Here is a 22,944-nt window from a genome sequence, read left to right as displayed (position 1 = left end):
TCGCTTAGAGATTTTTGATGATCAATTACCCAACAATTGACCCGGTTGCAATTTCACTGGGTCCGCTGCAAGTTCATTGGTATGGCTTAATGTACGTGGTCGGGTTTGTAGCTGCCTGGTGGTTAGGCTGTAAGCGAGCGCCGCGCATAGGGCTCACGAAAGACGATATTGGCGATTTACTGTTCTACTGTGCCATCGGCGTAGTGGCCGGTGGGCGTTTAGGCTACGCGCTATTTTATGGCCTGGAGCAGTGGGCGGCAGACCCCCTTTGGGTTTTCCGGGTATGGGATGGCGGTATGAGCTTCCACGGCGGCCTGCTGGGTGTGCTGCTCGCCGCTTGGCTGTTTGCACGCCGCAAGCAGTTGGCGTTTTTTACCCTTACCGACTTTATAGCGCCGTTAGTGCCGATTGGGTTAGGCGCTGGGCGTATAGGCAACTTTATCAATTATGAGTTGCCGGGGCGGGTAACGTCGCTGCCATGGGGGATGCCTTTCCCAGGTATGGGGCCTGAGCCACGCCACCCTTCGGCGCTTTATGAGGCGCTGTTAGAAGGCGTTGTGCTGTTTGTCATTCTCTGGTGGGTATCTTCCAAGCCTCGTGCGCGCGGCTTTGTGTCGGGGCTGTTCCTGCTGGGCTATGGCGTATTCCGCTTTATGGTGGAGTTTGTACGCATGCCCGATGCGCATATTGGTTATCTTGCTTTCGGTTGGTTCACCATGGGGATGCTGCTAACGCTACCAATGATCGCGTTTGGCCTCTACTTGATTGCGTGGTCACGCAATAACCCTGTCGACGCCAAAACTGACGTAAGTAAATCGTAAGCGGTGAATAGCTATGTGCGACTCCCAGGTCGCACATAGCTTCTGGCCGCATATGGCTTCCATGTATAGAATACATTCCCACACTGCCTGACAATCTGGAAATTCTGTGACTGCAACAACGCCCACGCCGAAAGAAGCGCTTGAACAGCCTTATCTTGACTTAATGCGCACTGTGTTAGAGGAAGGCGTTGATCGCAACGACCGGACGGGTACCGGCACGCGCTCAATTTTCGGCCATCAAATGCGCTTTGACCTCTCTCGTGGCTTTCCGCTGCTAACGACCAAAAAACTGCATCTACGCTCTATCATCCATGAGCTGCTGTGGTTTTTGAAAGGCGATACCAATATTGGCTACCTCCAAGAAAATGGCGTGCGCATCTGGGATGAGTGGGCGGATGAAAACGGCGATTTAGGGCCTGTTTACGGTTATCAATGGCGTAGCTGGCCAAACCCTAAGGGTGGCAGCGTAGATCAAATTGCCAATGTGTTAGAGCAAATTCGCACGTCGCCCCAGTCGCGTAGGTTGATTGTGTCTGCCTGGAACCCCGCCCAGGTAGATGAAATGAAGCTGCCACCGTGTCACTGCCTATTTCAATTCTATGTGGCTAACGGGCGCCTTTCCTGTCAGCTTTATCAGCGCAGTGCGGATATTTTTCTAGGCGTGCCGTTTAATATTGCAAGCTATGCGCTGCTGCTTAGTATGGTCGCCCACGTAACGGGCTTAAAACCCGGTGAATTTATTCATACGCTCGGCGATGCACACTTATATAGCAACCATTTGGAGCAAGCCCAAGAGCAGCTAACACGTACGCCCCTGGCGGCGCCTAAGCTTACGCTTAATGATCAGGTAACCCGCTTATTTGATTTCTCCTTCGAGGATATAGAGATCACCGGGTATGATTCACATCCCCATATAAAAGCGGAGGTGGCCGTATGAGCTCCCAAGAGGGCGAATTCGACTCGCTAGTACCGATCGCTATGATTGTTGCCATGGCGAAAAACCGTGTCATTGGCGTGAATGGCAAACTACCCTGGTATTTGCCTGAAGATTTAAAGTTCTTCAAGCGGATGACCCAAGCGAAGCCGCTGGTCATGGGGCGTAAAACCTATGCGTCTATTGGCAAGCCGCTACCTAACCGGCTTAATATCGTGGTAACGCGAGATACAAATTTTCAGGCAGCTGGCACGCGGGTATGCCATGATCTGCCGACGGCGCTGGAGCTAGCTGATCAGCAGGCCACCATTGAAGCGGCTGAAGAGATCATGGTGATGGGAGGCGGTGAGATTTATCGTCAGGCGCTACCTTTTGCGCAACGCCTCTATATTACTGAAGTAGACATTGATGTTGATGGCGATGCGTCCTTCCCAGAGTTCTCTCTGGAGGAATGGCGCGAAGTGCAGCGGGTGGCAGGAAGCCCAGCGGAGGGGCAGCCCCACTATGATTTCGTCGTATACGAGCGCTTCAACGACTGATTAGGACAAAGGAGGGGAGCATGGCCGCCAGCGTACAGCACTTATTAGCATCATTAGAGGCGCATCTTGAGCGCACAACGTCCGAGCTAAAAACGCTTCGCCAAGAGAATGCCTGGCTCAAGCAGCAACTGGCTGCCCAAAGCAAACCCAATGACACTACACCCGCCCCTGAAGCGTCTTTGGAAGCGCCAGAAAGCATCCCCCAGCAACACGAAAAGCCAGGGCCGGAGGCAGGCGAGAGTAACGCTGCAGAAAGAACAGTAGGGCGTGAAGTTGCAAAAGAAGCTGCACAAGAAACTGTGCACGAAGTTGCAAAAGAAGCGGAAGCACCTTCACCCCAAGCGCTTCTAAACCAGTGGTACCAACGTTATCCGAAGGCCTTTTTTAAAGGGCACACCAAACCGCTTAAGATTGGTATTCATCACGACCTTGCTCAGCGGGAGCCTTGGTCGGGTAAATTAATTCGGCGAGCGCTTGCTAACTACGTGAATTTACCACGCTACGTAAAATCAATGCGTGAGGGCGTAGAGCGCTTCGACTTGGATGGTAATCCAGTGGGAAAGGTTGATAAAGAAGCCTCTTTACACGCCCGCCAGCGGCGAAAAGAGCGGCCCTCTGATGAGTCGGCTATAGACCCGCAGAAAAATGCGGCGAAACCGAAAAACGCCGCTACAATGGTAGCTTCAGCAGAAAATAGCGGAACTACCGCGCAACCGCTTAATAAGCATGGCGATAAAAATGCTGGGCTGCTCCCCTCGCAAGGAAGTAAAGCAAAGCCGATAAGTTTAGAAGAAAAACTAAAAGGTCTTCAGCAGAAATTTGAAGGCCACTGAGACCGGGCAAGTCTAGCTGGGTTCCCCAAAAAAGCATAAATCGTAAAAAAACACTGTTTTTTTCTATTGCGTTCATTGGGTTCACGGTATAGAGTTTGACCTGCGAGCATTGGAATATAACAAGGTTTAGCTGAGGACATGCCACATACCACCGGGAAAAACCGGAGGATGGAACAAGAGCATGACCCGCAAGCCAACTGCAGGCTTCATTTTTGAAAGCTTGTAAAAACGATCGAAACAGTAAGCTAGTTAAGGAACCTACATCATGAAAAAGACACTTTTAGCGACTGCTATCATTGGCGCCCTCGGTGCCTCTGCTGCCGCTCAAGCAGCTACCGTATACGACCAAGACGGCACCAAACTTGACGTTTATGGCCGTATCGCAGTCGGTATCGCCGGTGGTGGCCCTGCCTACCGCTCTTCTACAGATGCCGAGCAAGCTGCTGGCGCTGGCGAAAATGTTTCTGTCAACAATGGCGCTGAGTTTGTAGACGTTTACTCTCGTCTTGGTCTGCGCATGAGCCAGGAAGTTTCTCGTGACCTGACTGCTTTTGGTCGTGTTGAATGGCGTTTCCGTGCTGATGAGTCTGGCAACCGTAACGGTAACGATTTCTCAGCCTTCTCTGAAACTCGTCAAGCTTACCTAGGCTTGCAAAGCGACCAGTTTGGTACAATCCAAGCCGGTAACTTTGACTCTATGTACAACCAGTTTGTTTCTCTGCCGTTCGATGTTTACATCGACCGTGGTCTAGAGTTCGCTGGTCACCCGACCCAGTCACGTGGCGACTCTATCGGTTACTACACGCCTGATCTGGAAGGTTTCACTGCCTTCTTGCAGCTGAAGCACTTCAGTGAGCGTGGTCTGCGTAATGAGGGCAACCTAGGTGGTGCTGCTGCCCCTCAGACTACTGAGCAAGGATCGTTAGTAGCAGCCCAAGGTGGTGTTCGTTACGCTGAAGGCCCTTTGACAGTTGGTCTGGGCTTTGTTGAAGATGTAGCGCGTGGCGACGGCGGTAACGGTGAAATGCGTTACGGCCTAATCGGTTCTTACGCTATTACTGACCAGTTCTCTGCCCGCCTGGGTTATGAAACTCGTGATGACAACAGCACGCGTGGTGGCGGTTTCGACACTGTAGGTCTGGGTGGTACTTTCACCACTGGTCCTTGGGCATTTAATGCCGATATCTACAATGTAGATCGTGATAACGCTGACAGCCGCACTGCTTGGGCGCTGGGTACCTACTACAAAGTTTCCAGCAACTTTGACGTGTTTACCGAGCTACACCAGGCTGATCAGCAGTCAGTTGATATTACTGTAGGTGGCGGCGATGGTATCAGTGTTGATCGCGCCGATGGCGACGACGTTTACTGGCTGACAGGCGCTCGTTACCACTTCTAAGCCTGGCTAAAACGCTTCGCTTTAAGCAGTAATCGCTAAAAGCAGTAATAGAACCGGTCTCTTTGAGGCCGGTTTTTTTTAGAATATATGCTCAAATTTTGAGTATTATGATAACTCCAATCATAAAAATATATTCATAAATCAATGGATTAAGATTTTAAGTGTGCGCTTCTGCAAGCCTGTTTTGCAAAATTGCAAATATCCATCGACGCTGGTTTCGTTTTTACTATACGCCACTGTTAGCAAAACCCCGTGTTATGTTTACGCAGGCGCAGTTCACGACTAGATAATTCCTACCTAAATTTGCGAAAATGTTTAGAGTAAAAAGTGCTAACATACATCCTGCTGTAATTTTGACAGCAGTGGATTGATGGCTTGTTCAGTAGATAGCATGGACTTTTTGCAGCTAATTAAGTATTATTAAGCGCTCATAAAACCTTGCTCTTATAGCCTCTGTAGTGCCAGGCTCATCATAGCGTCGTGGCGCATTGAGTATTTCAGGGCAAGGGAATGCGTCCGATAATCCCCGGGCGGTAGCGTGTCTCTAGCTTTCATTCTTTATCGGCGAAATAGTATGAATCAGTCTCCTCCTTATGAACCACATTACAACTCTTCGCAAGACGAAATCACATTGGTTGATCTTGCTAAGATACTCATCAAACGCTGGAAGATCATGTTGATCATGTTCTTAGTTGTGGTGCTTGGCACCTTGACCTACTTAATGTTGAAAGAGCGTACCTATGAGTATGTATCAATTTATCAGGTTGCAGAGAAAGAACCAGGAAGTGCTTTAGAAGCACCAAATTCAGTAGTTGCTAAGATTAATAACCTCTATATAGGCCCGGTAACACGTGAGCAAAGAGAATTGGAAGCATTAGAGAGGCTGCCCTTTGAGGTTAGGGTCACTAACCCAGGTGATACACTGTTGATACGTTTGGGATCAGAAGCGACGGCAGAAAATGCAGGGCTAGTAATGCAAATGCACGAATCACTCTTGGCTCAAGTTGCAGAAGATCAAAAAGAGCGCGTTACTATGTATCGCTCCAGCCTTGAACAGCAGCTGCAGAATGCTGAAAATGTATTGCAAGCTGCAGAACAATCGAGTGGAGAAAGGGCCAGTGATCAGGTCGTAAATAGCATTAAGCTTATTGCTGATATACAGCAGCGTATTTCTCAGTTAAGAGAAGGCCAAATAGTGCAAGTGTCGGTACAGAGCCTAGAGGCTACGGGTATAAACCGTAGTCTGATGATGGCCTTAGCACTCATGCTGGGAGGTATGGTATCAGTTATGGCAGCCTTTTTATCGCAGTTTATTGCATTGGTCAGGGAAAGTATGGTGAAGGATTCTTCCTAAGATAGTTGCTGAAGTAGACAAAAGAAATGTCGCGTTCCCTTTCATCTCTTGTATTTATATGGGATAAGCTTTGTGCCAGCATTCCCTTTAGAGCGATTAATTAACCTTGGACTACGTGCTAGCACATTATTAGCTAAATTTTCGTTGCTATTTTTTCTAGCATTTTTTCTTGAACCAGCTGAAGTGGCGCTATACGGCTTGTTGGTAGCTACCATTGGCTATTCGCTTTATGGTCTAGGCTTTGATTTTTACTCCTATAGTACACGAGAGTTAATCGGTAGTTCGCAAAAGCAGTGGGCTAGATTGCTACGTGATCAAGGCGTATTCTTTGTAGGAATTTATCTTGCCGTCTTGCCTTTACTTTTTTTAATTTTTTATTTTGAGCTTTTGCCTTGGTCAGTAGCACCTTGGTTTTTTGCCATACTTGTACTGGAACATCTCGCTCAAGAGTTGAATAGGTTGTTGGTAGCCATGTCTCGCCAGCTGCTTGCCAGCATAGTGCTTTTTTTGCGATCTGGGCTTTGGGCTTTCATTGTTGCTATCTTTTTTTGGTTGTTACCTGAAACTCAATCTCTTGATTTTGTATTCATTGCATGGTGTTTAGGAGCACTGGTGGCGTGTTTGCTAGGTTCAACAGCGTTGCTGGCGCTAGACCGAAGATGCTTAAGTAAGTCGATTAATTGGAATTGGATTAGTCGTGGAATTAAAGTGGCTTTTCCTTTACTAGTAGCAACGCTAGCACTTCGCGGTATGTTTACAATTGATCGATATTGGGTTCAAAATCTTTCGGGAACAGATGTACTTGCAGCATATGTCCTGTATGCAGGTGTGGCTAATACAGTGATGTCATTCTTGGATGCGGCAGTATTTGTTTTTTTATATCCGAAAATCATACGAGCTTATAAAGAGCAAGACCTTAAAAGCTATAACGATGGGATGAAAAATTTGCTTCGGCAAACTTTGTTAGTAACTTTTATACTGTGTGTTTTAGCAGCATTGCTTATTCACCCTATGCTTTTTTTACTGCAAAAAGAAATATATACTCTGAACGTAAATATTCTTTATGTGCTTTTAATAGCCATTATATTTTTTGCTATGAGCATGGTTCCACATTACGGACTGTATGCTATGTCAGTCGATAGACATATTATAATAAGTCATATAATTGCGTTTATAAGCTTCTTCATGTTTGCGGCTTTGTTTTCAATACTTCTTCCAATTTACGGCATACCCTTAGCATTATGTTGTGCTTTTGCTATTATGCTTGTATATAAAAGTATGGCTTATTCTAGGTTTAAAAGAATAGCAATCGATCGTTGGTCCAAATGATCCTGCTGGCATCGTAAGCTTGGTAGTCCACCGTTTTAGAGAGTTTAATAATAGATTTGAGATTATAACAAAAAAATTACTTTGTGAGTTGATTTTTCCAAGACAAAAATTAGGGCGTTCGTTATTATAGTGCCAAAGCTAACGATTAACGTGATTTGGATCTTTTTTCGCGTTTTCGAAACAGACATCGGAAAAATCAGTTATAGCGCGTAGTCTGATTGTAATATTTAAATAGGTATACAGCTTTGCTCTGCTGGGTGATAAAGATTATCCTTAAACCTTGATGCCATCTCTCGCCTATATTAATAGCTTATCGATAATATATTTACAATGAACAATGAACAATGAACAATGAACAATGAACAATGAACAATGAACAATGAACAGAGAACAGAGAACAGAGAACAGAGAACAGAGAACAGAGAACAGAGAACAGAGAACAGAGAACAGAGAACAGAGAACAGAGAACAGAGAACAGAGAACAGAGAACAGAGAACAGAGAACAGAGAACAGAGAACAGAGAACAGAGAACAGAGAAAGGCTTACAATCCTATTCAATTATGTTTTCCAGTGTCCCAATAACTCACCTTGTAAGAAAACAGCTATCCACCAACATACTTATCACGCTCAGTAAGCGGTAGCGTCGACCATCACGAGTCTGGTCATGCATAAATACAACCAGCAATTGTTAATCGTTGTGGGCACCGCTAGAGACTTAGTTCGCATCAAGATTAAATATTTCTTTGGCTTTATGTGAAAATTAAAGTTTAAGACGTAGTTAATTCGTTTGATTCGTTTATGGTTCCAACGATAGTTTTTCATATTATGCAGGTTCAGAAAGCAAAGCTTCAATCCACAGTTGCTTTTGTGTGCATTAGTTATATAAAAAACAGACGACCTGCTTGTAGAAAGTTTTTTATTTTTTGAGCGGGGTATCTTAGTCTTTCGAAGAGATTAACATGGCTCTGCTCTCTTGCTTATAATGTATCAAAAAAAGTTGCAAATTTTCTATAAATTATGGTTTTTATTATGCCTAACACCTATCATGCTTTCGATGTTATTTCACCTTTTCATGCAATTAGTAGTCTTTCATATTGCCTTTATCAGTCGTCAGCTAATGACTCTATAACACTACATATTGTGCCAGCAATGCATGGCCAATATCTTCTGAAAGAATGTAGCTTTATGACGCTGTCGGGCGTCCATGTAGAATTAGTTCACCAAACGAAGCGAAGCATTGGGCTTGGGGTTTTTGGTTCCCTTTTACGTCGCTGGATGCCTAAAGGGAGCCAAAATTCTGAGAATTCAGTTTTTTTAGGACATCATACATACTTTAAGCCTACAGTATTGAAATATTTAAGTAAATCAACAGCGCCACACATCAAGACCTTTGCATTTGAAGAGGGCATCGGTAGTTACCACACTTTGACGCAGGAACGTGAAGTGTCGCTAAGAGAGGGTAAGCGTTTCTATATGGTTAAGTTTTTTCTGAAGCGACTATTGGCTACAAAGTTATTTTTGGATCAGCGATGGGGCTTGCTAAATTCTGCTGATAATGAAAATGTTCGTTATTGGCATACTCTAGCTGTTACTGAGCTTGCACGAAATTTATATGCTGAAGAGGGAGAGTCGTCAGTGCCCGACGGGGTCTTATTTTTCACCTCTCCTCTAGTATGTCTTGGGTTACTGAATAATCAAGAGAATGAAGAGTTAATAATTAAAATCCGAACTTTTTTAAAACATAGGGGGAAAATGCTATATATAAAGCCACACCCACTAGACCAGCAAGTTTATGAGCATTTGGTTGAGCCTGGATGTGTCGTGAATACTCAGGCGCCCGCCGAAGTACATCTCATTCAACATCGTTATGCAGCTGTTGCTGGCGTAAATTCGGGAGCATTGTTGACTGCAAGCATGATGTTTAACGTTCGAGCTATTAATTTTTGCAGTTGGTTACCGCGTTTGGCGCAGCAAAAATTATTACTTGGTCCAAACTTGCAAACACTTTTCACACAGTATACTTGTGACTGCGAGGAGTTATATGATGACTCTTGGTAAAAATAGAAGTTGGCGTTCCACATTTTTTTTGTTTTTTTCCGCGCTATTGTTGTCGTTTTCAGGGTATGTAGAACAGTCCTTTCTAGATCATAGCTCAGAGCTTAGGGCAATTGCAATAATTGCATTCTCACTGCTTGTTTTTTTTATAAGTCTTGTTTTTATTAAAAAAATCCAAAATATCGGCTTTTTTCATATTTTATTAGTATTTTTTATGTTGTACGGATCGATAGTTGGGGTTTTAAGGGGGAATATAATAGAAATTTTTTCTCCTTTTTTTAGGCTTTTTTTATTTCTGATGGTTTCTTTGTTGGTTTATAATTTTCTGAAAAGTGATAAGCATTTTACTCAGAGGGCGATTGCTATATTTTTAGGTTGGTGTTCTTTTTTTATTGTCGTTCAAACTTTTTACGAGGTTATCATAGGCGGTGGCATTTTTATGAATAATGCTGTTCGCTATTATGGAAGTATTACCAGTCCAATTGGTTTCGCTTCTTTAGCTTTCACGCTATTATGCGGCCTTGGTTATTGTTGGGTTCTTCTCGGTGGTAGGCTCAAGTTTCTTCTTTTGTTAGGCTTGGTATGGGTTGTTCTCATGACCTCTACTCGTTCGATTAGTGCAATGTCTTTTTTAGTGATGTGGTTGCTAATAGTGTTTCGTTTGCAGCTGGGAATGACTTTTTTATGGCTGGCTGTTACACCACTATTGGGTTGGGGAGCTATTATTGCTTTGCAAGATGTAGGGGTTTGGGAACGAATCGTGAGTACTGTGAATGATGCTGAGCTAGATGGTTCTAGCTCTTTCCGTGTTTTCATTTTAGATAATTTCTTTATGCATTTAGATGCTGGTAATCTTTTCTTTGGGCTTGGCTTAGGATACTTTCATGTTTGGTTTCAGAGTGTTACATCTGTTCCAGGTGTGGCGCCACATTTCGAATGGTTATGGATTTTATCAGAATTTGGTTTAATTCTATTCTTAATCTATATGGCCTATGGATTATCGTACTTGGTTTTGTCTTTTTATAAGTGGCAGGCTGGCCAAATAGATAGGTGTGGTTTTTTGATAGTTATCTTTTTTTCAATGACTCCACAGTTTTTTCTGCAATTGGCTAATCCTTTCTATTTTTATCAAGTTGTGATTGTGTTTGGCATTATTGCCGGAATCGCCCTTAATTATAGCGAGCTAGCTAATTTCAAGATTTTCGGTAAAGTTTCTTTATGATACTTTAGTTAAAAGGAAGGGAATATGAAGGAAAAAAAATATCTCAGTCTCGTTTGTTTTTTAAAAAATAAGCGCTCCAGTGTAGCCTATGAAGAGAAAAGTCAATTAGTTACTTTTTTAAACCCTTATTCATATTTAATAGCTAGAAAAAATATTGCGCTGATTGATCGTTTTCATACAATATGTTACGACGGGTTTTTGCTAGTATTAGCAATGAAGTGTATCGGTAAAAAATGTTATAGAATAAGCTTTGATATGACTTCTCTAGCTCCTGTAGTTTTTCATGATGCTTGTGAAAATAAAAAAAGTATTTTCTTTATCGGTAGTGAGCCTGGTGTCGCGCATGAAGCCATAGAAAAGATAAAAGTGGAATTTCCTACATTGTTAGTTAGCGGTTTTAGACATGGTTTTTTTGAAAATAGCGATGATAGAGATCTTTTTATCAAGCAGCTTGCTGAGGAGAATCCAGATATTGTTATTGTTGGAATGGGATCTCCTTTACAGGAAAAGTTTCTGTTTGATTTGAGTGCATCTGGCTGGAGAGGTTTAGGATTTACTTGTGGAGGTTTTCTTCATCAAACTGCCAGTGGGGGAACTCAATACTATCCCAAATGGATGAATTATCTTAACTTACGTTGGCTTTATCGTATTTTTGACGAGCCTAAGCTAATTCGTCGCTATTTATTAGATTATCCGAAATTTCTACTTCTTTTTACTTATGATGTGATAATTTCGTCTTTATGTGACGTTAGGAAATAGTTGTTTTTCATGTGTGTGATTTCATAATTTAGTTTACGGTGCTTGAATGCTTAACAATACTAAAGGACTAGCTGAGCGCTACCCTGCGCAGTTAATAATCCCATTTATTGATGCGTGTGCGATTTTGTCGGGTGGTTGGCTTGCACACTTCTGGCGTTTTGGAAATATTCCACTACCAGAGCGTGTAATATTGGCTATGGTTATTATGGCATTGTTGGTAGTAATGCTTAATAGTCTTCTCGGTGGCTACACGCGTTGGCGTATTACAAGTAATTTGAAGCTTTTGGGGCGATTACTGTTAGTTTGGTTAGTGGTTGGGTTATTGGCTACGTCAATAATCTATTTTGCTGACGCCGCACAACGGTATTCAAGATTTTGGATTGGAGGTACTTTACTGCTGTCCTTTGTAATGGCAAGCAGCGTACGTATAGCAATACAGTCAGTACTGAGAGGAGCGCGTTTGAGGGGAAGAGCTCGTCGCTTGGTATTCTTGGTAGGCCCAGGAGAACATTTGGTAAGAGTGGCTCATGGTATGCGCTCTTCGCCGGGGGAAGGCTATTCAATTGCGGGAATCGAGCGTCTATCTCGTATGCCAGATGATGCTTGGCTTGAACGTCTAGCTAGGAGGGTAACAGACTTAGGAGCCAGAGAGGTCTGGATCTGTGTACCATTAGAAATGGGAACTACCGTTCGCTCAATCTTCTATGCTTTGCGCAATCATACTGTTGAGATTCGCTTTTTCCCTGCTTTCCGTGATATGAGTTTACTGAATCACCGTATCAGTGAAGTAGCTGGTCACTATGCAATCGACCTCAGTGTTTCTCCGATGAGCGGCATGGCGAAAGTAATCAAGCGTTTAGAAGACTTTGTGATAGGGGGGCTGATTTGCATATTGATTTTTCCCGTATGTGTCGGGATTGCTATTTGTATCAAGTTAACTTCGCCAGGGCCGGTGCTTTTCAAACAGTATCGTACTGGCAATAATGGTAAGTGTTTCAAGGTATATAAGTTTCGCTCAATGGAGATTCATGAAGAGGAGGGCGTCACACAAGCTAGGAAGGGTGATCCTCGGGTGACCAAGCTAGGGGCTTTCCTGCGTCGAACCTCGTTAGATGAACTGCCGCAGTTTTATAATGTCTTGCAAGGCCGAATGTCAATCGTCGGACCTCGTCCTCATGCATTGGCACATAACGAATATTATAAAGATCTTGTAGAGTCTTACATGCGTCGTCACAAGGTTAAGCCGGGAATTACAGGCTGGGCTCAGGTTAATGGCTTTCGCGGTGAAACTGACACGCTTGATAAGATGGAGCGACGGGTTGAGTATGATTTATGGTACATAGATAATTGGTCAGTTTGGTTAGATTTACGCATTATCGCACTTACGATTTTTAAAGGCTTTATTAATCCTAATGCTTATTGAGTTGCCTTTAGTAGCCAAGTTAAACTGGCCATAGGCGTATATTTAATCAAGTAACTGTCTTCAGTTTGACTTTGCCTCAATCTGTTGTTGTGATTGTATTGGCGTAATCCCCGATTAAAAACTTTACCATATGTTACTTTATTCTTGTTCTAGCCCTCTAGTTTTTATTTTGGATGCCCGATGACTGCTATCATTTTTTACCACTCGACTTAGGGAGTGTCTCTTTTGCGTTTATATAACAGCGTTGCGGTCTTTCTGTTAGGCACTTTTGCATTGATTATACCTTCTGGTTATTCATTGGGTTCTGCAATGCTTTTGATAGGTAGTCTTGTTTTGCTTGTTAAGCGTCCAGCCATGAATTTGTCTCATCAGGACTGGTTGATAATCTGCGCTGTGTTAGCTTACACACTTGTTAGTATGCTGGAAGCCTTGTGGGATCAACAGGGGGTGAGTGGGTTCGATAAGCCTATTCGTTTTTTGCTTGCTTTACCGGCTTTGCTAATGGTCATGGCTTATCCTCCGCGCCTTTCTTGGCTTTGGGTTGGTTTGGCATTCGGAGCTATTGGGGCTGGGGGTTGGGCGAGCTGGCAGAAGCTAGTAGAAAATGCATGGCGAGCGACGGGTTACACACAAGTTATTCAGTTTGGAAACTTGAGTATGCTAATGGGTATCCTGTGTTTGGCTGGGTTGGGTTGGGCTTGGCTGCAGCCACGTCGAAAGTCTTGGCTGACATTGATGTTGATTGGGGCATTCATGGGTTTTTTGGGCTCGCTATTTTCAGGCAGCCGTGGTGGATGGATCGGTATTCCTTTTGTACTTTTAGTGCTATATCGCGGTTATGGATACTCTTTTTCAAAATTAGCTAAGGGAGTGGTGGGGATAGGTATAATAGTTGCAGCGGCAACTATATATGCGGTGCCGCAGTTTGGTGTACAACAACGAGTTCATCAGGCGTTTGATGATATAGCTAACTATGCTTCTGGCGAAAATAGAAGTAACTCTGTTGGGGCTCGCTTTGAAATGTGGAGGGGAGCATCGCAGTTGATTTTAGAAAAGCCTTTTACTGGGTGGGGAAGCAATGGCTATCAAGAAGGGATAGAAACTTTGGCTTATAATGGTAAAATTAATCCCAATGTTGTTCATTATAAGCATCCTCATAATGAGTTTCTTGATGCCTGGGCTAAACGGGGTTTAATTGGTTTAGTGGTTTTGCTAGCACTTTACTTGATCCCTATGAGATTTTTCTCTCGCCAGCTCAATAGTCCTGACTTGGAGTTACGTTCGCTGGCAGTAGCAGGCGTTTTATTACCAGTAGCTTACATTGACTTTGGATTTTCGCAGGCATTTTTGACTCATAATAGTGGAGTAATGATGTTTGTGTTCTGGTTAGCAGTGTTGTGGGGGTGTTTTTCTGTGCGCACTAAGCTTAACTGATCTTTCAGAACGCTTAGCGCTTAGCTTAGGGATTAAGAAGTTCTTTGATATATGTTAAGTAAATATTCTTTCATGGTGAGATTTACATTCAGCGGTCAAGCCTTCTATACAAGCCACTATCCAAAATTAGTATACTATATCAAAGCCACCCAGGCGCCTTAAGGTGCCTGGGTAGTAGCGCTTTAAGTTTTAGGAGCTACTGCGACCCACGCCAATGTAGCGAACTCCGGCGTCATTCAGTGCGCTTGGGTTGTAAAGATTGCGGCCATCGACTACCAATTTCTCACTAAGCTGGCTTGCAAGCCATTCAAAATCTACGCTTCGGAAGGCTTTCCATTCGGTGCAAATGACCAACGCATCAGCGCCTTTAACGGCTTGAATGCGATCTCCAGCCAACATTAAATCATTGCGATCGCCATAAATGCGCCGGCACTCGGCCATGGCTTCAGGGTCATAAGCCTGTATCTTTGCCCCCGCTTTCCAGAGAGCCTCCATTAACGTTCGGCTAGGGGCTTCACGCATATCGTCGGTATTTGGTTTAAAGGCAAGACCCCAGATAGCAATTGTCTTGCCTTTTAAATCGCCCATCTCGGCGGAAAGCTTAGCGAAAAGGCTCTGCTTCTGCCGCGTATTGACCGCTTCTACGGCACATAGCAGCTGAGGCTCGATGCCTAGCTCATAGGCCATCCGCTCTAGGGCCTGGACATCCTTTGGAAAGCAGGAGCCGCCATAGCCACAGCCAGGGTAAATAAAGTGGTAGCCAATGCGAGGGTCGCTGCCGATGCCTCTGCGTACCTCTTCAATATCGACGTTAAGCCGCTCGGCGAGGTTGGCGATTTCATTCATGAAGCTGATTTTAGTGGCCAGCATGGCATTAGCAGCATATTTAGTGAGCTCGGCGGCGCGAACGCTCATAAACATGAGCTTATCGTGATTACGGTTATAAGGCGCGTAGCACTCCCGCATTAGCGCCTTTACGTGCTCGCTTTCAGTCCCCACCACAATACGAGCGCCGCGGGTAAAGTCCTCAATCGCTGCGCCTTCTTTCATAAACTCAGGGTTTGAACACACATCAAAGGGGTGGTCAGTGCCGCTTTGCGCCTGGCCTTCTCTAAGGGCACCGGCCACTTTCTCGGCGGTACCAACGGGTACCGTCGATTTGTTGATAATAAGTTTATAGCCAGCCATGTGTTCGCCAATGCTGCGTGCAACATTAAGCACATAGCGTAAATCAGCACTGCCATCTTCATCGGGTGGGGTGCCGACGGCGATAAATAGCAAATCACCCTTTGCAACGGCATCCGCAGTGTTGGTGGTGAAATGTAAGCGGCCGGCGGCTCTATTTTGCTGCAAAATAGTGCTCAGACCGGGCTCAAAAATAGGGGTTTCCCCTGCATTTAAGCGTGCAATCCGTTCAGGGTTTATATCCATGCACGTGACTTGATGGCCTACTTCTGCCAAACAAGCACCCGCCACTAGGCCCACATAACCTGTCCCAAACACAGTAATATTCATCACGCTGCGCCTCACTTAACAATCTATGCTGCGGAGCTTACCACAGGCGTATAGCAGGCCACGCTTTCCTAACATCAGGTTCAAAACGTATGAATAGAAACGCTACTCTGTGTACAGCTGTTGTGTAACAGATAACTAGAATGTTTCTGCTATATAAGGCTTATCAACGTAGAGCCTGCCAAGCGAATACCTTACAATGGCGCGTGCATTTTAATAGCACAGGTTAATTAATATTCACCCGTACAGCGTAGGGCAAGGGAACACGCCCGTATAATCCCTGGGCGGTAGCGTGCCTTTTTAATGGAAATCCTTATGTTACTAAATACCCCTATTTCCCTATCGCGGCCAGCGCGCATGCTGCTGGCGGCGCTAAGCGTTGCCGTGGTAAGCGGCTGTGCCACCAATTACCCCTCTGGCACCTCACAGCAATCCGCTCAGTACGTACTCACTAACGACACCGCTAAGCCGCTGGAAGATGAAGCGCTAAACCGCTTCTTGTCGCAGGCGCCTGCCAGCGGGATACATAGCATGGCACGCAGCCCCTGGGGTGATAACGTCGAAATCATCGCCGACTCAACCTACCTAGCCGCCAGTGGTCGCCCATGCCGCCAGCTGCGCGTGGTAGCGGCGGGTGGCAATGCCCAAGCCGCGCTAGTGTGTGAAACGCCAAATGGCTGGGTGAGCCAGCGACTTGTGACCCAGGCCGTAGAAGGGCGCTACTAATGAGAATTTTACTGCCGATGCCGCGTATTTCGCTAAAACACAGCGTGGTTGCCGTGACGTTGATGATAGGTGCGCTGGTAGCAGGCCCCGCCTCAGCGCAATCGCTTAGTCTTGCTGATTCCATTCTGCCCGAGCAGAGCGCACGAAGTGGGCAAAGCGGGCAACAGCAAGAGCAAGTAGATGACACGCCGCGGGCTGACTGGCGCAGCGGCACCTATGGCCCCGTCACCTTGCCCATGCAAAATCCTGATGCGTTGCCACCCTTTGGATCAAACCTCTTTACCGGTGGCTTTCGTGGTGCCATGGGCGATGGCCTAAATGCGGATTACCGTATTAAGCCGGGTGACCAGGTCACCGTGCGCGCTTGGGGGGCTTTTGAGCTGGATCGCGTTCTGCCCGTAGATGCCCAAGGCAACATTTTTATCCCCGGTTCTGGCCCGCTGAATGTACAAGGTCAAAACAGCCAGCAAGTAGATAACAGCGTGCGTAGCGCGATTACTTCTGTATACCCGGATAACGTAGAGGTATACACCAACCTCCAGGGCGTTCAGCCCGTGGCTGTATTTGTAACCGGCTATGTGGAAAACCCCGGCCGCTACGCAGGCACCCCTAACGATTCGCTGCTTTATTTCCTCGACCAAGCCGGCGGTATCGATCAAGACCTAGGCAGCTACCGTCAGATCCGTGTGATGCGTAACAACAGCACCGTAGCTACCGTCGATCTTTATGACTTTCTGATTAACGGCACCATTGCCCGCCCACAGTTTCAAGATGGCGACACCATTGTGGTAGAAGAACGCGGCCCTGCCATCGCAGTAGGTGGAGATGTACATCGCGAACACCGTTACGAACTAACGGGCAGCCTGCTGAGTGGGGCTGAAATCGTCAGTTTGGCGCGCTTAAGAAGCGGCGTATCGCATGTGCTTCTACGTGGCGACCGTGAAGATGGCCCCATCGCTCAGTACTTCCCCATCGATATGTTTTACGGCCAAACGATTCGCAGCGGCGACGAAGTTCTGTTTAGCGCCGACCAGCGCAGCGAAACCATCGTGGTGGAAGTGGAAGGCAGCTATTACGGCCCATCGCGCTTCGCGCTTCCCCGCAATGCGCGCTTAAGCGAATTGCTGGATGCCATCGCAGTGCCTGAAAATATGACCGCCGTTGAAAGCATTTCACTACAGCGGGAAAGCGTTCGCCAGCAGCAGGAGCAGTCGCTTCAAGATAGCCTGCGCCGCTTAGAAACCACCTACCTGGGTGCCTCGTCGCGTACCGACCAAGAAGCGCAGATACGCCTTCAAGAAGCCGAACTCATTGAGCGCTTTATTGAACGTGCCAGTGAGCTGGAGCCAAGCGGCCGCTTAGTGGTTGCTTCAAAGGACGGTATTTCTGACATTCGCCTACAGGATGGTGATGTAATCACCATTCCCGAAATTAGCGATTCAGTACTCATCAGCGGGGAAATTCTTGTGCCCCAGGCCGCGGTGTATCGCCCAGGCATGAGCGTTATCGACTACGTGGAAAGCGCTGGTGGCTTTACCGAACGTGCAGATAAAGACCAAATTCTGCTGGTGCGCCAAAACGGCGCAGTGGAGCATGCCCGCAACTCGCCGTTACGCCCGGGGGATGAGATTCTCATCATGCCCAAAGCGCCCACCCACAATCTACAGTTAGCGTCCACGCTTACGCAAATACTGTTCCAAATCGCCGTTACCACCCGTGTAGCCTTGGATCTGTAAGCGTTTTAATGGTGAGTGGTGAGTGGTTAATGGTGAGGGGTGAGTAGTTAATGGTGAGTGGTAAGTGCTGAATAGACACAATGCTCACACCTCACACCTCACACCTCACACCTCACACCTCACACCTCACACCTCACACCTCACACCTCACTAATTTAAAAGTAGCGCTATGGCTAATGTAAAAGGGGCGCCGAAAGGCGCCCGCACGCCTTGGCAAGTTACCCGCAGCGTGTGGTACGCCATGTTTATGCGGGAAGCCATTTCCCGCACCATGAGCGATCGCATGGGCTGGTTCTGGATGGTTTTTGAGCCTCTGGCCTTTATAACTATCATGGTGGGTATTCGCAGCTTCATTCGCGGCGATAGGCTCATCGTTAACGCATCTTTCATACCTTGGATGGTAGCAGGGCTAATGGGTTTTTTTCTTGTTCGGGAAGGTATGATTCGCGGGATGGGAGCGATTGAAGCTAATAGCGCTTTGTTCGCCTACCGCCAAGTACAGCCCGTGGACCCAGTGGTCGTACGTAATTTTCTAGAAGGCATGCTGCGAACTTTTGTGTTTTTACTTTTTATTTTGTTTGGCTTAATGTTGGGATTGGATATCTATCCGGATAACGCCGTGAAAGTAATCGCGGCATGGTTATCACTATGGAGCCTCGGGTTAGGGTTGGGTCTTGTCACTTCCGTTGCGGCAACGCTAGTGCCCGAGGTTGGTAAAGTAGTTCGTATGCTTTCTTTGCCGCTGCTAATTATCTCAGGGGTAATGTTGCCTTTAAACCAGCTGCCACATTGGCTTCTGGATTACTTAATGCTTAACCCGATTCCCCATGCGTTAGAAACGCTGCGTTTAGGTTTTTTTGAAAACTATAAAACTATTCACGGTACTAGTATGCTCTATTTTTGGTTAGTGACACTTTTTTTAAATGCACTAGGGCTACTAATGCACCTCCGTTTTGTTGATCGTTTAAAGGCGAAATAATCCATGCAAGGTTCCACCATTCGTTATATTAAACAGTCTCCCCAGTGGGCTGTTGCATGTGTTGCTATACTCTTGGTGTCCTTTTATTGGTTTTTCTGGGCAGAAGAGCTTTATGTATCCCGCACCACAGTAGTTCTAGAAAGCCCCCAGGTCGCCACGCCTGAATTCAGCCTTTCATCATTAATGGGGGGCGGTGGGGGTAACACGGCAGATCTTCTACTGCTCCGTGAGCACTTATTATCAGTGGATATGTTGCGGTTGCTAAACGACCAGCTAGGTATTCGCCAGCACTATAGCCAGCATGGCGATTTTTTTGCCAGGTTGCGCGATGTAAACGCCCCCATTGAAGATTTACATAAATACTACCTACGCCGGGTAGAAGTGGAGTTGGACGAGTATGCAGGAGTGCTCAACATACGTGTGCAAGGCTACACCCCAGAGTTCGCCCACAGCATGGCAACGCTATTGCTGGAAGCTGGCGAAAACCACATGAATGAAATGGGGCACCGCCTAGCAGACGAGCAAGTACGTTTTCTAGAGCATCAAATGGTGCGCCTGGAAGACCGTTTTAGAGATACACGTTCAGAGCTACTCGACTTTCAAAACCAGTACGGCTTAGTATCGCCCACGTCCACAGTGGAAAGCATTAACCAAGTGGTTGCTACGCTAGAAGGCGATCTTGCCCGCTTACAGGCCCAGCGCAACGCACTTGCCAGCTTCCAAAGCGCACAATCTTCCGAGATGCGCCAAGTAGAGCGCAATATTGAAGCACTTCGCGACCAAATCATTGAGCAGCGCGACCGCCTAGCCCAAGCGGCAGGGGACTCGCTTAACCGCATCTCCGCCGAGTACGAAACCCTGGAGCTACAAGCCCAGTTTGCTCAAGAAACTTACTCCAGCGCCCTGGCCGCATTAGAAAACACCCGCTTAGAAGCCGCCCGCCAGCTCAAGCAAGTAAGCGTACTGCAAAGCCCGCTGTACCCAGAATACCCAACCGAGCCTAACCGCTTATATAACAGCAGCGTGTTTGCCATCATTACCATCTTTTTGGCCTTCATCCTCAGCATGATCATTATGATTGTGAAAGACCATCGGGATTGATGTGAGATTGGTGACGGGGGAAGTGTGAGGGGTGAAGGGTTTCCGTAGCGTGGCGTAAGCGTTAACGCACCTGCAGCGGCAGCCCGGCACGGAGGGCGTCGGCACACAAGTGCAGAAGGTAAATATGTATAGTCACCGTTTCATGGTAGATATTCACATAACACGTCATGCCCGTGAGCGCATGGTCACTCGAAATATCACGGAAAGTGAACAGCTAGAATTGATAGAGCGGGGAGCAGTGAAATATAAAGACTCTACGCGTTTTTGGATAGCGCGTCATTTTGAAAACCGTCAAGACAATCTCTTGTCTATAGCAGCAGTTTTAGAAGATAAAGTGGTGGTTAAAACAGTCATGCATCACTTTGAGTGGGAGGATAAGTAATGCGAACTACGTATGATGAAGCAGATGATATCCTAGTTCTACACCTATCAGAAAAGCCTACCGTTAGGGAGGTTTCTCAAGATTGGAATACACATATTAGTTACGCAGAGGATGGCACGATTAACGAAATCGTCATTCTGGAAGCCTCAAAGCAAGGTGCATGGCCACTCTTAAAAAGCCAAGCCGCTTAACAACCCCGGCACCGCTCCGCGCTGTTAGCCTTGCGCAAGAAAAGGAATTCTATGCTCAACATCATCCACCATGGCGGAGCCGCTGGCGTTACCGGCAGTTGCCATCAGCTTATCCTCAGCAGTGAACACTCACTATTAGTGGATTGTGGCTTGTTTCAGGGCGAAGACGAAGCGCAAGACAGCTTCCAGCAGCTGCAAATCGAGTTCGATATCAGCACTGTAAAAGCCCTCATCATTACCCATGTACATATCGACCACGTAGGGCGACTGCCTTACCTGCTGGCTGCAGGCTTTAAAGGGCCTATTATTTGCTCTGTTCCTTCCGCCGTGTTGTTGCCGCTGGTAATTGAAGATGCGCTCAAAATCGGCTTTACCCGCAACGCCCAGCTTATTGAACGCTTTCAAGCCCAGCTAGAAACCCAAATCGTTAGTGTGCCCTACGGCAAATGGCATAACGTGGTCGAAAAATCCGGCGAAGGCGGCATTACCACTAGAGTGAAGCTCAAGCGGGCAGGGCACATTCTTGGTTCTAGCTATGTAGAAGTAGCCCACCAGGATGCCAGCGGCGAAAAAGAGCGAGTTGTGTTCAGTGGAGATTTAGGCGCCCCTTATGCACCGCTGTTACCCGCACCGCAATCACCCTACGGCTGCGAACAGTTAGTGCTGGAAAGCACCTACGGCGACCGGCTACATCCAAATCGCCGTAACCGCCGTGCCACGCTTAAAAACGCTATAGAGCAAGCGCTTACTAACGGCGGCACGGTGATGGTACCCGCCTTCAGCATTGGCCGTACCCAAGAGCTGCTCTACGAGCTGGAAGGCATCATTTTTGAAGCCAGCGCAAAATCCAAACCCAGCCGCTGGAAAGCGTTAGAAATCATCGTCGATTCGCCACTTGCCGCCCGTTTTACCCAGGTTTACCGCCAGCTAAAACCCTACTGGGATAATGAAGCCCAGCGCCGCCTGGGCAGTGGCCGCCACCCGCTTAACTTTGAAAATCTCTATACAGTAGAAAGCCACGAAGCTCATGAGCAAACCGTGGCGTACCTTGCGAAAACCGGCCGCCCAGCGGTAGTTATTGCCGCCAGCGGCATGTGCGCAGGTGGGCGCATCATGAATTATCTAAAAGCCATGCTAGGCGATGAACGCCACCAAGTACTGTTCGTCGGCTACCAAGGTGCAGGCACCCCAGGCCGCGCTATTCAACAATACGGCCCCCGGGGCGGCTGGGTAGAAATAGACGGCCAACGGTTTGATATAAAAGCAGGTGTCACTACTATTAGTGGATACTCCGCCCACGCAGACCAAAATAACCTGCTCAACTTCGTCAAACGCATGCGCCGCTGGCCCAGCACGATTCATTTGGTGCACGGTGAACAAGCTGCCCGCATAGCGCTAAAAGGTGAACTCGAAAGCCTCTATGAGCGCAAAGGCAAAGACGTGAGAGTAGTGAGCGAGGCGTAATCACCATTCACAACTTACTACTCACGATTCACCACTCACACCTCAAGATTCATAAACAAATGATTGAAATAAAGAACCTCTATAAGCGTTATCACAATCACCACGGAAGTGATTGGGTACTAAAAGATATTAACCTAACGATTCCTCAAGGGGTGAGTGTTGGGCTAATTGGCCGCAACGGCGCTGGAAAGTCAACGCTACTTCGCCTGATCGCTGGGATGGATTCCCCCGAGCGCGGTGAAGTCATTCGGCATAGTCGTGTTTCCTGGCCCGTGGGCCTTTCCGGTGGAATGCAAGGCAATATGACTGGTCGACAAAACGTCAAGTTTGTCGCCCGGGTTCAGGGCAGTGGGGCAGAAGAAATTAAAAGGGTTATTTCCTTTGTTGAAGATTTTGCTGAAATAGGTAAGGCATTTGATGAGCCAGTAAAAACTTACTCCTCTGGTATGAAGTCTAGGTTGTCATTTGGGCTTTCACTGGCATTTAATTTTGACATATTTATATCTGATGAAGCAACAGCGGTCGGAGATAAGGCTTTTAAACAAAAAGCTAAAAATATATTTCAAGATAAGATTTCTAGTTCTTCATTAATAATGGTGTCTCACTCAGAGGGAATATTGAAAGATCTTTGTCAGGCGGGTATATATTTAAAGAATAAAAAGTGCATTTGGTACGATAATGTTTTTGAAGCAATAAAAGCATATCATACTGATATTAAATGAAAGTTAGAATGGCATTATCAATGCTGTTG

At 46.5% G+C, this 22,944-nt stretch carries 21 protein-coding genes; 20 read left to right on the top strand and 1 reads right to left on the bottom strand.

The genetic code is table 11. The annotated features are described in order from the left end of the window. The first annotated feature begins 17 nt into the window (after nt 1-17). The 12 genes from lgt to P8S54_RS05025 all read left to right on the top strand — a co-directional run bounded on the left by lgt (nt 18) and on the right by P8S54_RS05025 (nt 14,102). Nucleotides 18-821 carry a prolipoprotein diacylglyceryl transferase gene (gene lgt, locus P8S54_RS05080; protein WP_281443495.1) on the top strand — a complete coding sequence of 268 codons (804 nt, stop codon included), beginning with the start codon at nt 18-20 and terminating at the stop codon, nt 819-821. A gap of 106 nt (nt 822-927) precedes the next feature. After that, nucleotides 928-1,758, top strand: coding sequence for a thymidylate synthase (locus tag P8S54_RS05075; protein ID WP_281443494.1), 831 nt, complete (start codon nt 928-930; stop codon nt 1,756-1,758). Further along, the gene (locus P8S54_RS05070; RefSeq protein ID WP_281443493.1) at nt 1,755-2,294 is read left to right on the top strand and encodes a dihydrofolate reductase; all 540 of its coding nucleotides are present in this window, start codon (nt 1,755-1,757) and stop codon (nt 2,292-2,294) included. The genes P8S54_RS05075 and P8S54_RS05070 overlap by 4 nt, the downstream gene beginning before the upstream one ends. Nucleotides 2,295-2,314: 20 nt before the next feature. After that, the gene (locus P8S54_RS05065) at nt 2,315-3,127 is read left to right on the top strand and encodes a ProQ/FINO family protein (protein ID WP_281443492.1); all 813 of its coding nucleotides are present in this window, start codon (nt 2,315-2,317) and stop codon (nt 3,125-3,127) included. A 265-nt stretch (nt 3,128-3,392) separates the two neighbouring features. Further along, on the top strand, nt 3,393-4,526 hold the full coding sequence (locus P8S54_RS05060; RefSeq protein WP_281443491.1) for a porin: 1,134 nt from the start codon (nt 3,393-3,395) through the stop codon (nt 4,524-4,526). A gap of 574 nt (nt 4,527-5,100) precedes the next feature. Then, nucleotides 5,101-5,880 (top strand): Wzz/FepE/Etk N-terminal domain-containing protein, encoded by a 780-nt coding sequence (locus P8S54_RS05055; protein WP_281443490.1) that lies wholly within the window; start codon nt 5,101-5,103, stop codon nt 5,878-5,880. Between the two features lie 72 nt (nt 5,881-5,952). Then, on the top strand, nt 5,953-7,209 hold the full coding sequence (locus P8S54_RS05050) for a hypothetical protein (RefSeq protein ID WP_281443489.1): 1,257 nt from the start codon (nt 5,953-5,955) through the stop codon (nt 7,207-7,209). 1,029 nt (nt 7,210-8,238) lie between these two features. Beyond that, nucleotides 8,239-9,267, top strand: coding sequence for a polysialyltransferase family glycosyltransferase (locus P8S54_RS05045; protein WP_281443488.1), 1,029 nt, complete (start codon nt 8,239-8,241; stop codon nt 9,265-9,267). Beyond that, complete coding sequence (locus P8S54_RS05040) at nt 9,251-10,486, top strand: hypothetical protein (protein ID WP_281443487.1); 1,236 nt, start codon at nt 9,251-9,253, stop codon at nt 10,484-10,486. The genes P8S54_RS05045 and P8S54_RS05040 overlap by 17 nt, the downstream gene beginning before the upstream one ends. 24 nt (nt 10,487-10,510) lie before the next feature. After that, nucleotides 10,511-11,245 carry a WecB/TagA/CpsF family glycosyltransferase gene (locus P8S54_RS05035; protein ID WP_281443486.1) on the top strand — a complete coding sequence of 245 codons (735 nt, stop codon included), beginning with the start codon at nt 10,511-10,513 and terminating at the stop codon, nt 11,243-11,245. Between the two features lie 46 nt (nt 11,246-11,291). Further along, nucleotides 11,292-12,668, top strand: coding sequence for an undecaprenyl-phosphate glucose phosphotransferase (locus P8S54_RS05030; protein ID WP_281443485.1), 1,377 nt, complete (start codon nt 11,292-11,294; stop codon nt 12,666-12,668). A 225-nt stretch (nt 12,669-12,893) separates the two neighbouring features. Further along, complete coding sequence (locus P8S54_RS05025) at nt 12,894-14,102, top strand: O-antigen ligase (RefSeq protein WP_281443484.1); 1,209 nt, start codon at nt 12,894-12,896, stop codon at nt 14,100-14,102. 189 nt (nt 14,103-14,291) lie between these two features. Here the strand turns inward: P8S54_RS05025 and P8S54_RS05020 are convergent, their stop codons facing one another. Beyond that, nucleotides 14,292-15,617: a UDP-glucose/GDP-mannose dehydrogenase family protein gene (locus tag P8S54_RS05020; RefSeq protein WP_281443483.1), complete on the bottom strand. Its 1,326-nt coding sequence runs from the start codon at nt 15,615-15,617 to the stop codon at nt 14,292-14,294. A gap of 312 nt (nt 15,618-15,929) precedes the next feature. Here P8S54_RS05020 and P8S54_RS05015 point away from each other — a divergent pair, with 312 nt between their 5' ends. The 8 genes from P8S54_RS05015 to P8S54_RS04980 all read left to right on the top strand — a co-directional run bounded on the left by P8S54_RS05015 (nt 15,930) and on the right by P8S54_RS04980 (nt 22,915). Beyond that, nucleotides 15,930-16,340, top strand: coding sequence for a DVU3141 family protein (locus tag P8S54_RS05015; RefSeq protein WP_281443482.1), 411 nt, complete (start codon nt 15,930-15,932; stop codon nt 16,338-16,340). Next, on the top strand, nt 16,340-18,076 hold the full coding sequence (locus tag P8S54_RS05010) for a polysaccharide biosynthesis/export family protein (RefSeq protein ID WP_281443481.1): 1,737 nt from the start codon (nt 16,340-16,342) through the stop codon (nt 18,074-18,076). Before P8S54_RS05015 ends, P8S54_RS05010 begins: the two co-directional genes overlap by 1 nt. 169 nt (nt 18,077-18,245) lie before the next feature. Then, the gene (locus P8S54_RS05005) at nt 18,246-19,055 is read left to right on the top strand and encodes an ABC transporter permease (RefSeq protein WP_281443480.1); all 810 of its coding nucleotides are present in this window, start codon (nt 18,246-18,248) and stop codon (nt 19,053-19,055) included. Nucleotides 19,056-19,058: 3 nt separating this feature from the next. Further along, nucleotides 19,059-20,156: a chain-length determining protein gene (locus P8S54_RS05000; RefSeq protein WP_281443479.1), complete on the top strand. Its 1,098-nt coding sequence runs from the start codon at nt 19,059-19,061 to the stop codon at nt 20,154-20,156. Between the two features lie 124 nt (nt 20,157-20,280). Beyond that, nucleotides 20,281-20,538, top strand: coding sequence for a DUF4258 domain-containing protein (locus tag P8S54_RS04995; RefSeq protein ID WP_281443478.1), 258 nt, complete (start codon nt 20,281-20,283; stop codon nt 20,536-20,538). Beyond that, complete coding sequence (locus tag P8S54_RS04990; RefSeq protein WP_281443477.1) at nt 20,538-20,729, top strand: DUF2283 domain-containing protein; 192 nt, start codon at nt 20,538-20,540, stop codon at nt 20,727-20,729. Before P8S54_RS04995 ends, P8S54_RS04990 begins: the two co-directional genes overlap by 1 nt. Before the next feature lie 51 nt (nt 20,730-20,780). Then, nucleotides 20,781-22,193, top strand: coding sequence for an MBL fold metallo-hydrolase (locus tag P8S54_RS04985; protein WP_281443476.1), 1,413 nt, complete (start codon nt 20,781-20,783; stop codon nt 22,191-22,193). A 59-nt stretch (nt 22,194-22,252) separates the two neighbouring features. Then, the gene (locus P8S54_RS04980; RefSeq protein ID WP_281443475.1) at nt 22,253-22,915 is read left to right on the top strand and encodes an ABC transporter ATP-binding protein; all 663 of its coding nucleotides are present in this window, start codon (nt 22,253-22,255) and stop codon (nt 22,913-22,915) included. Nucleotides 22,916-22,944: the final 29 nt, after the last annotated feature.

Source organism: Halomonas sp. M1 (assembly GCF_029581375.1).
Lineage (GTDB): Bacteria > Pseudomonadota > Gammaproteobacteria > Pseudomonadales > Halomonadaceae > Vreelandella.
Note: the sequence above shows the minus strand (reverse complement) of the source record. Positions and strands in the feature narration are given on the sequence as shown.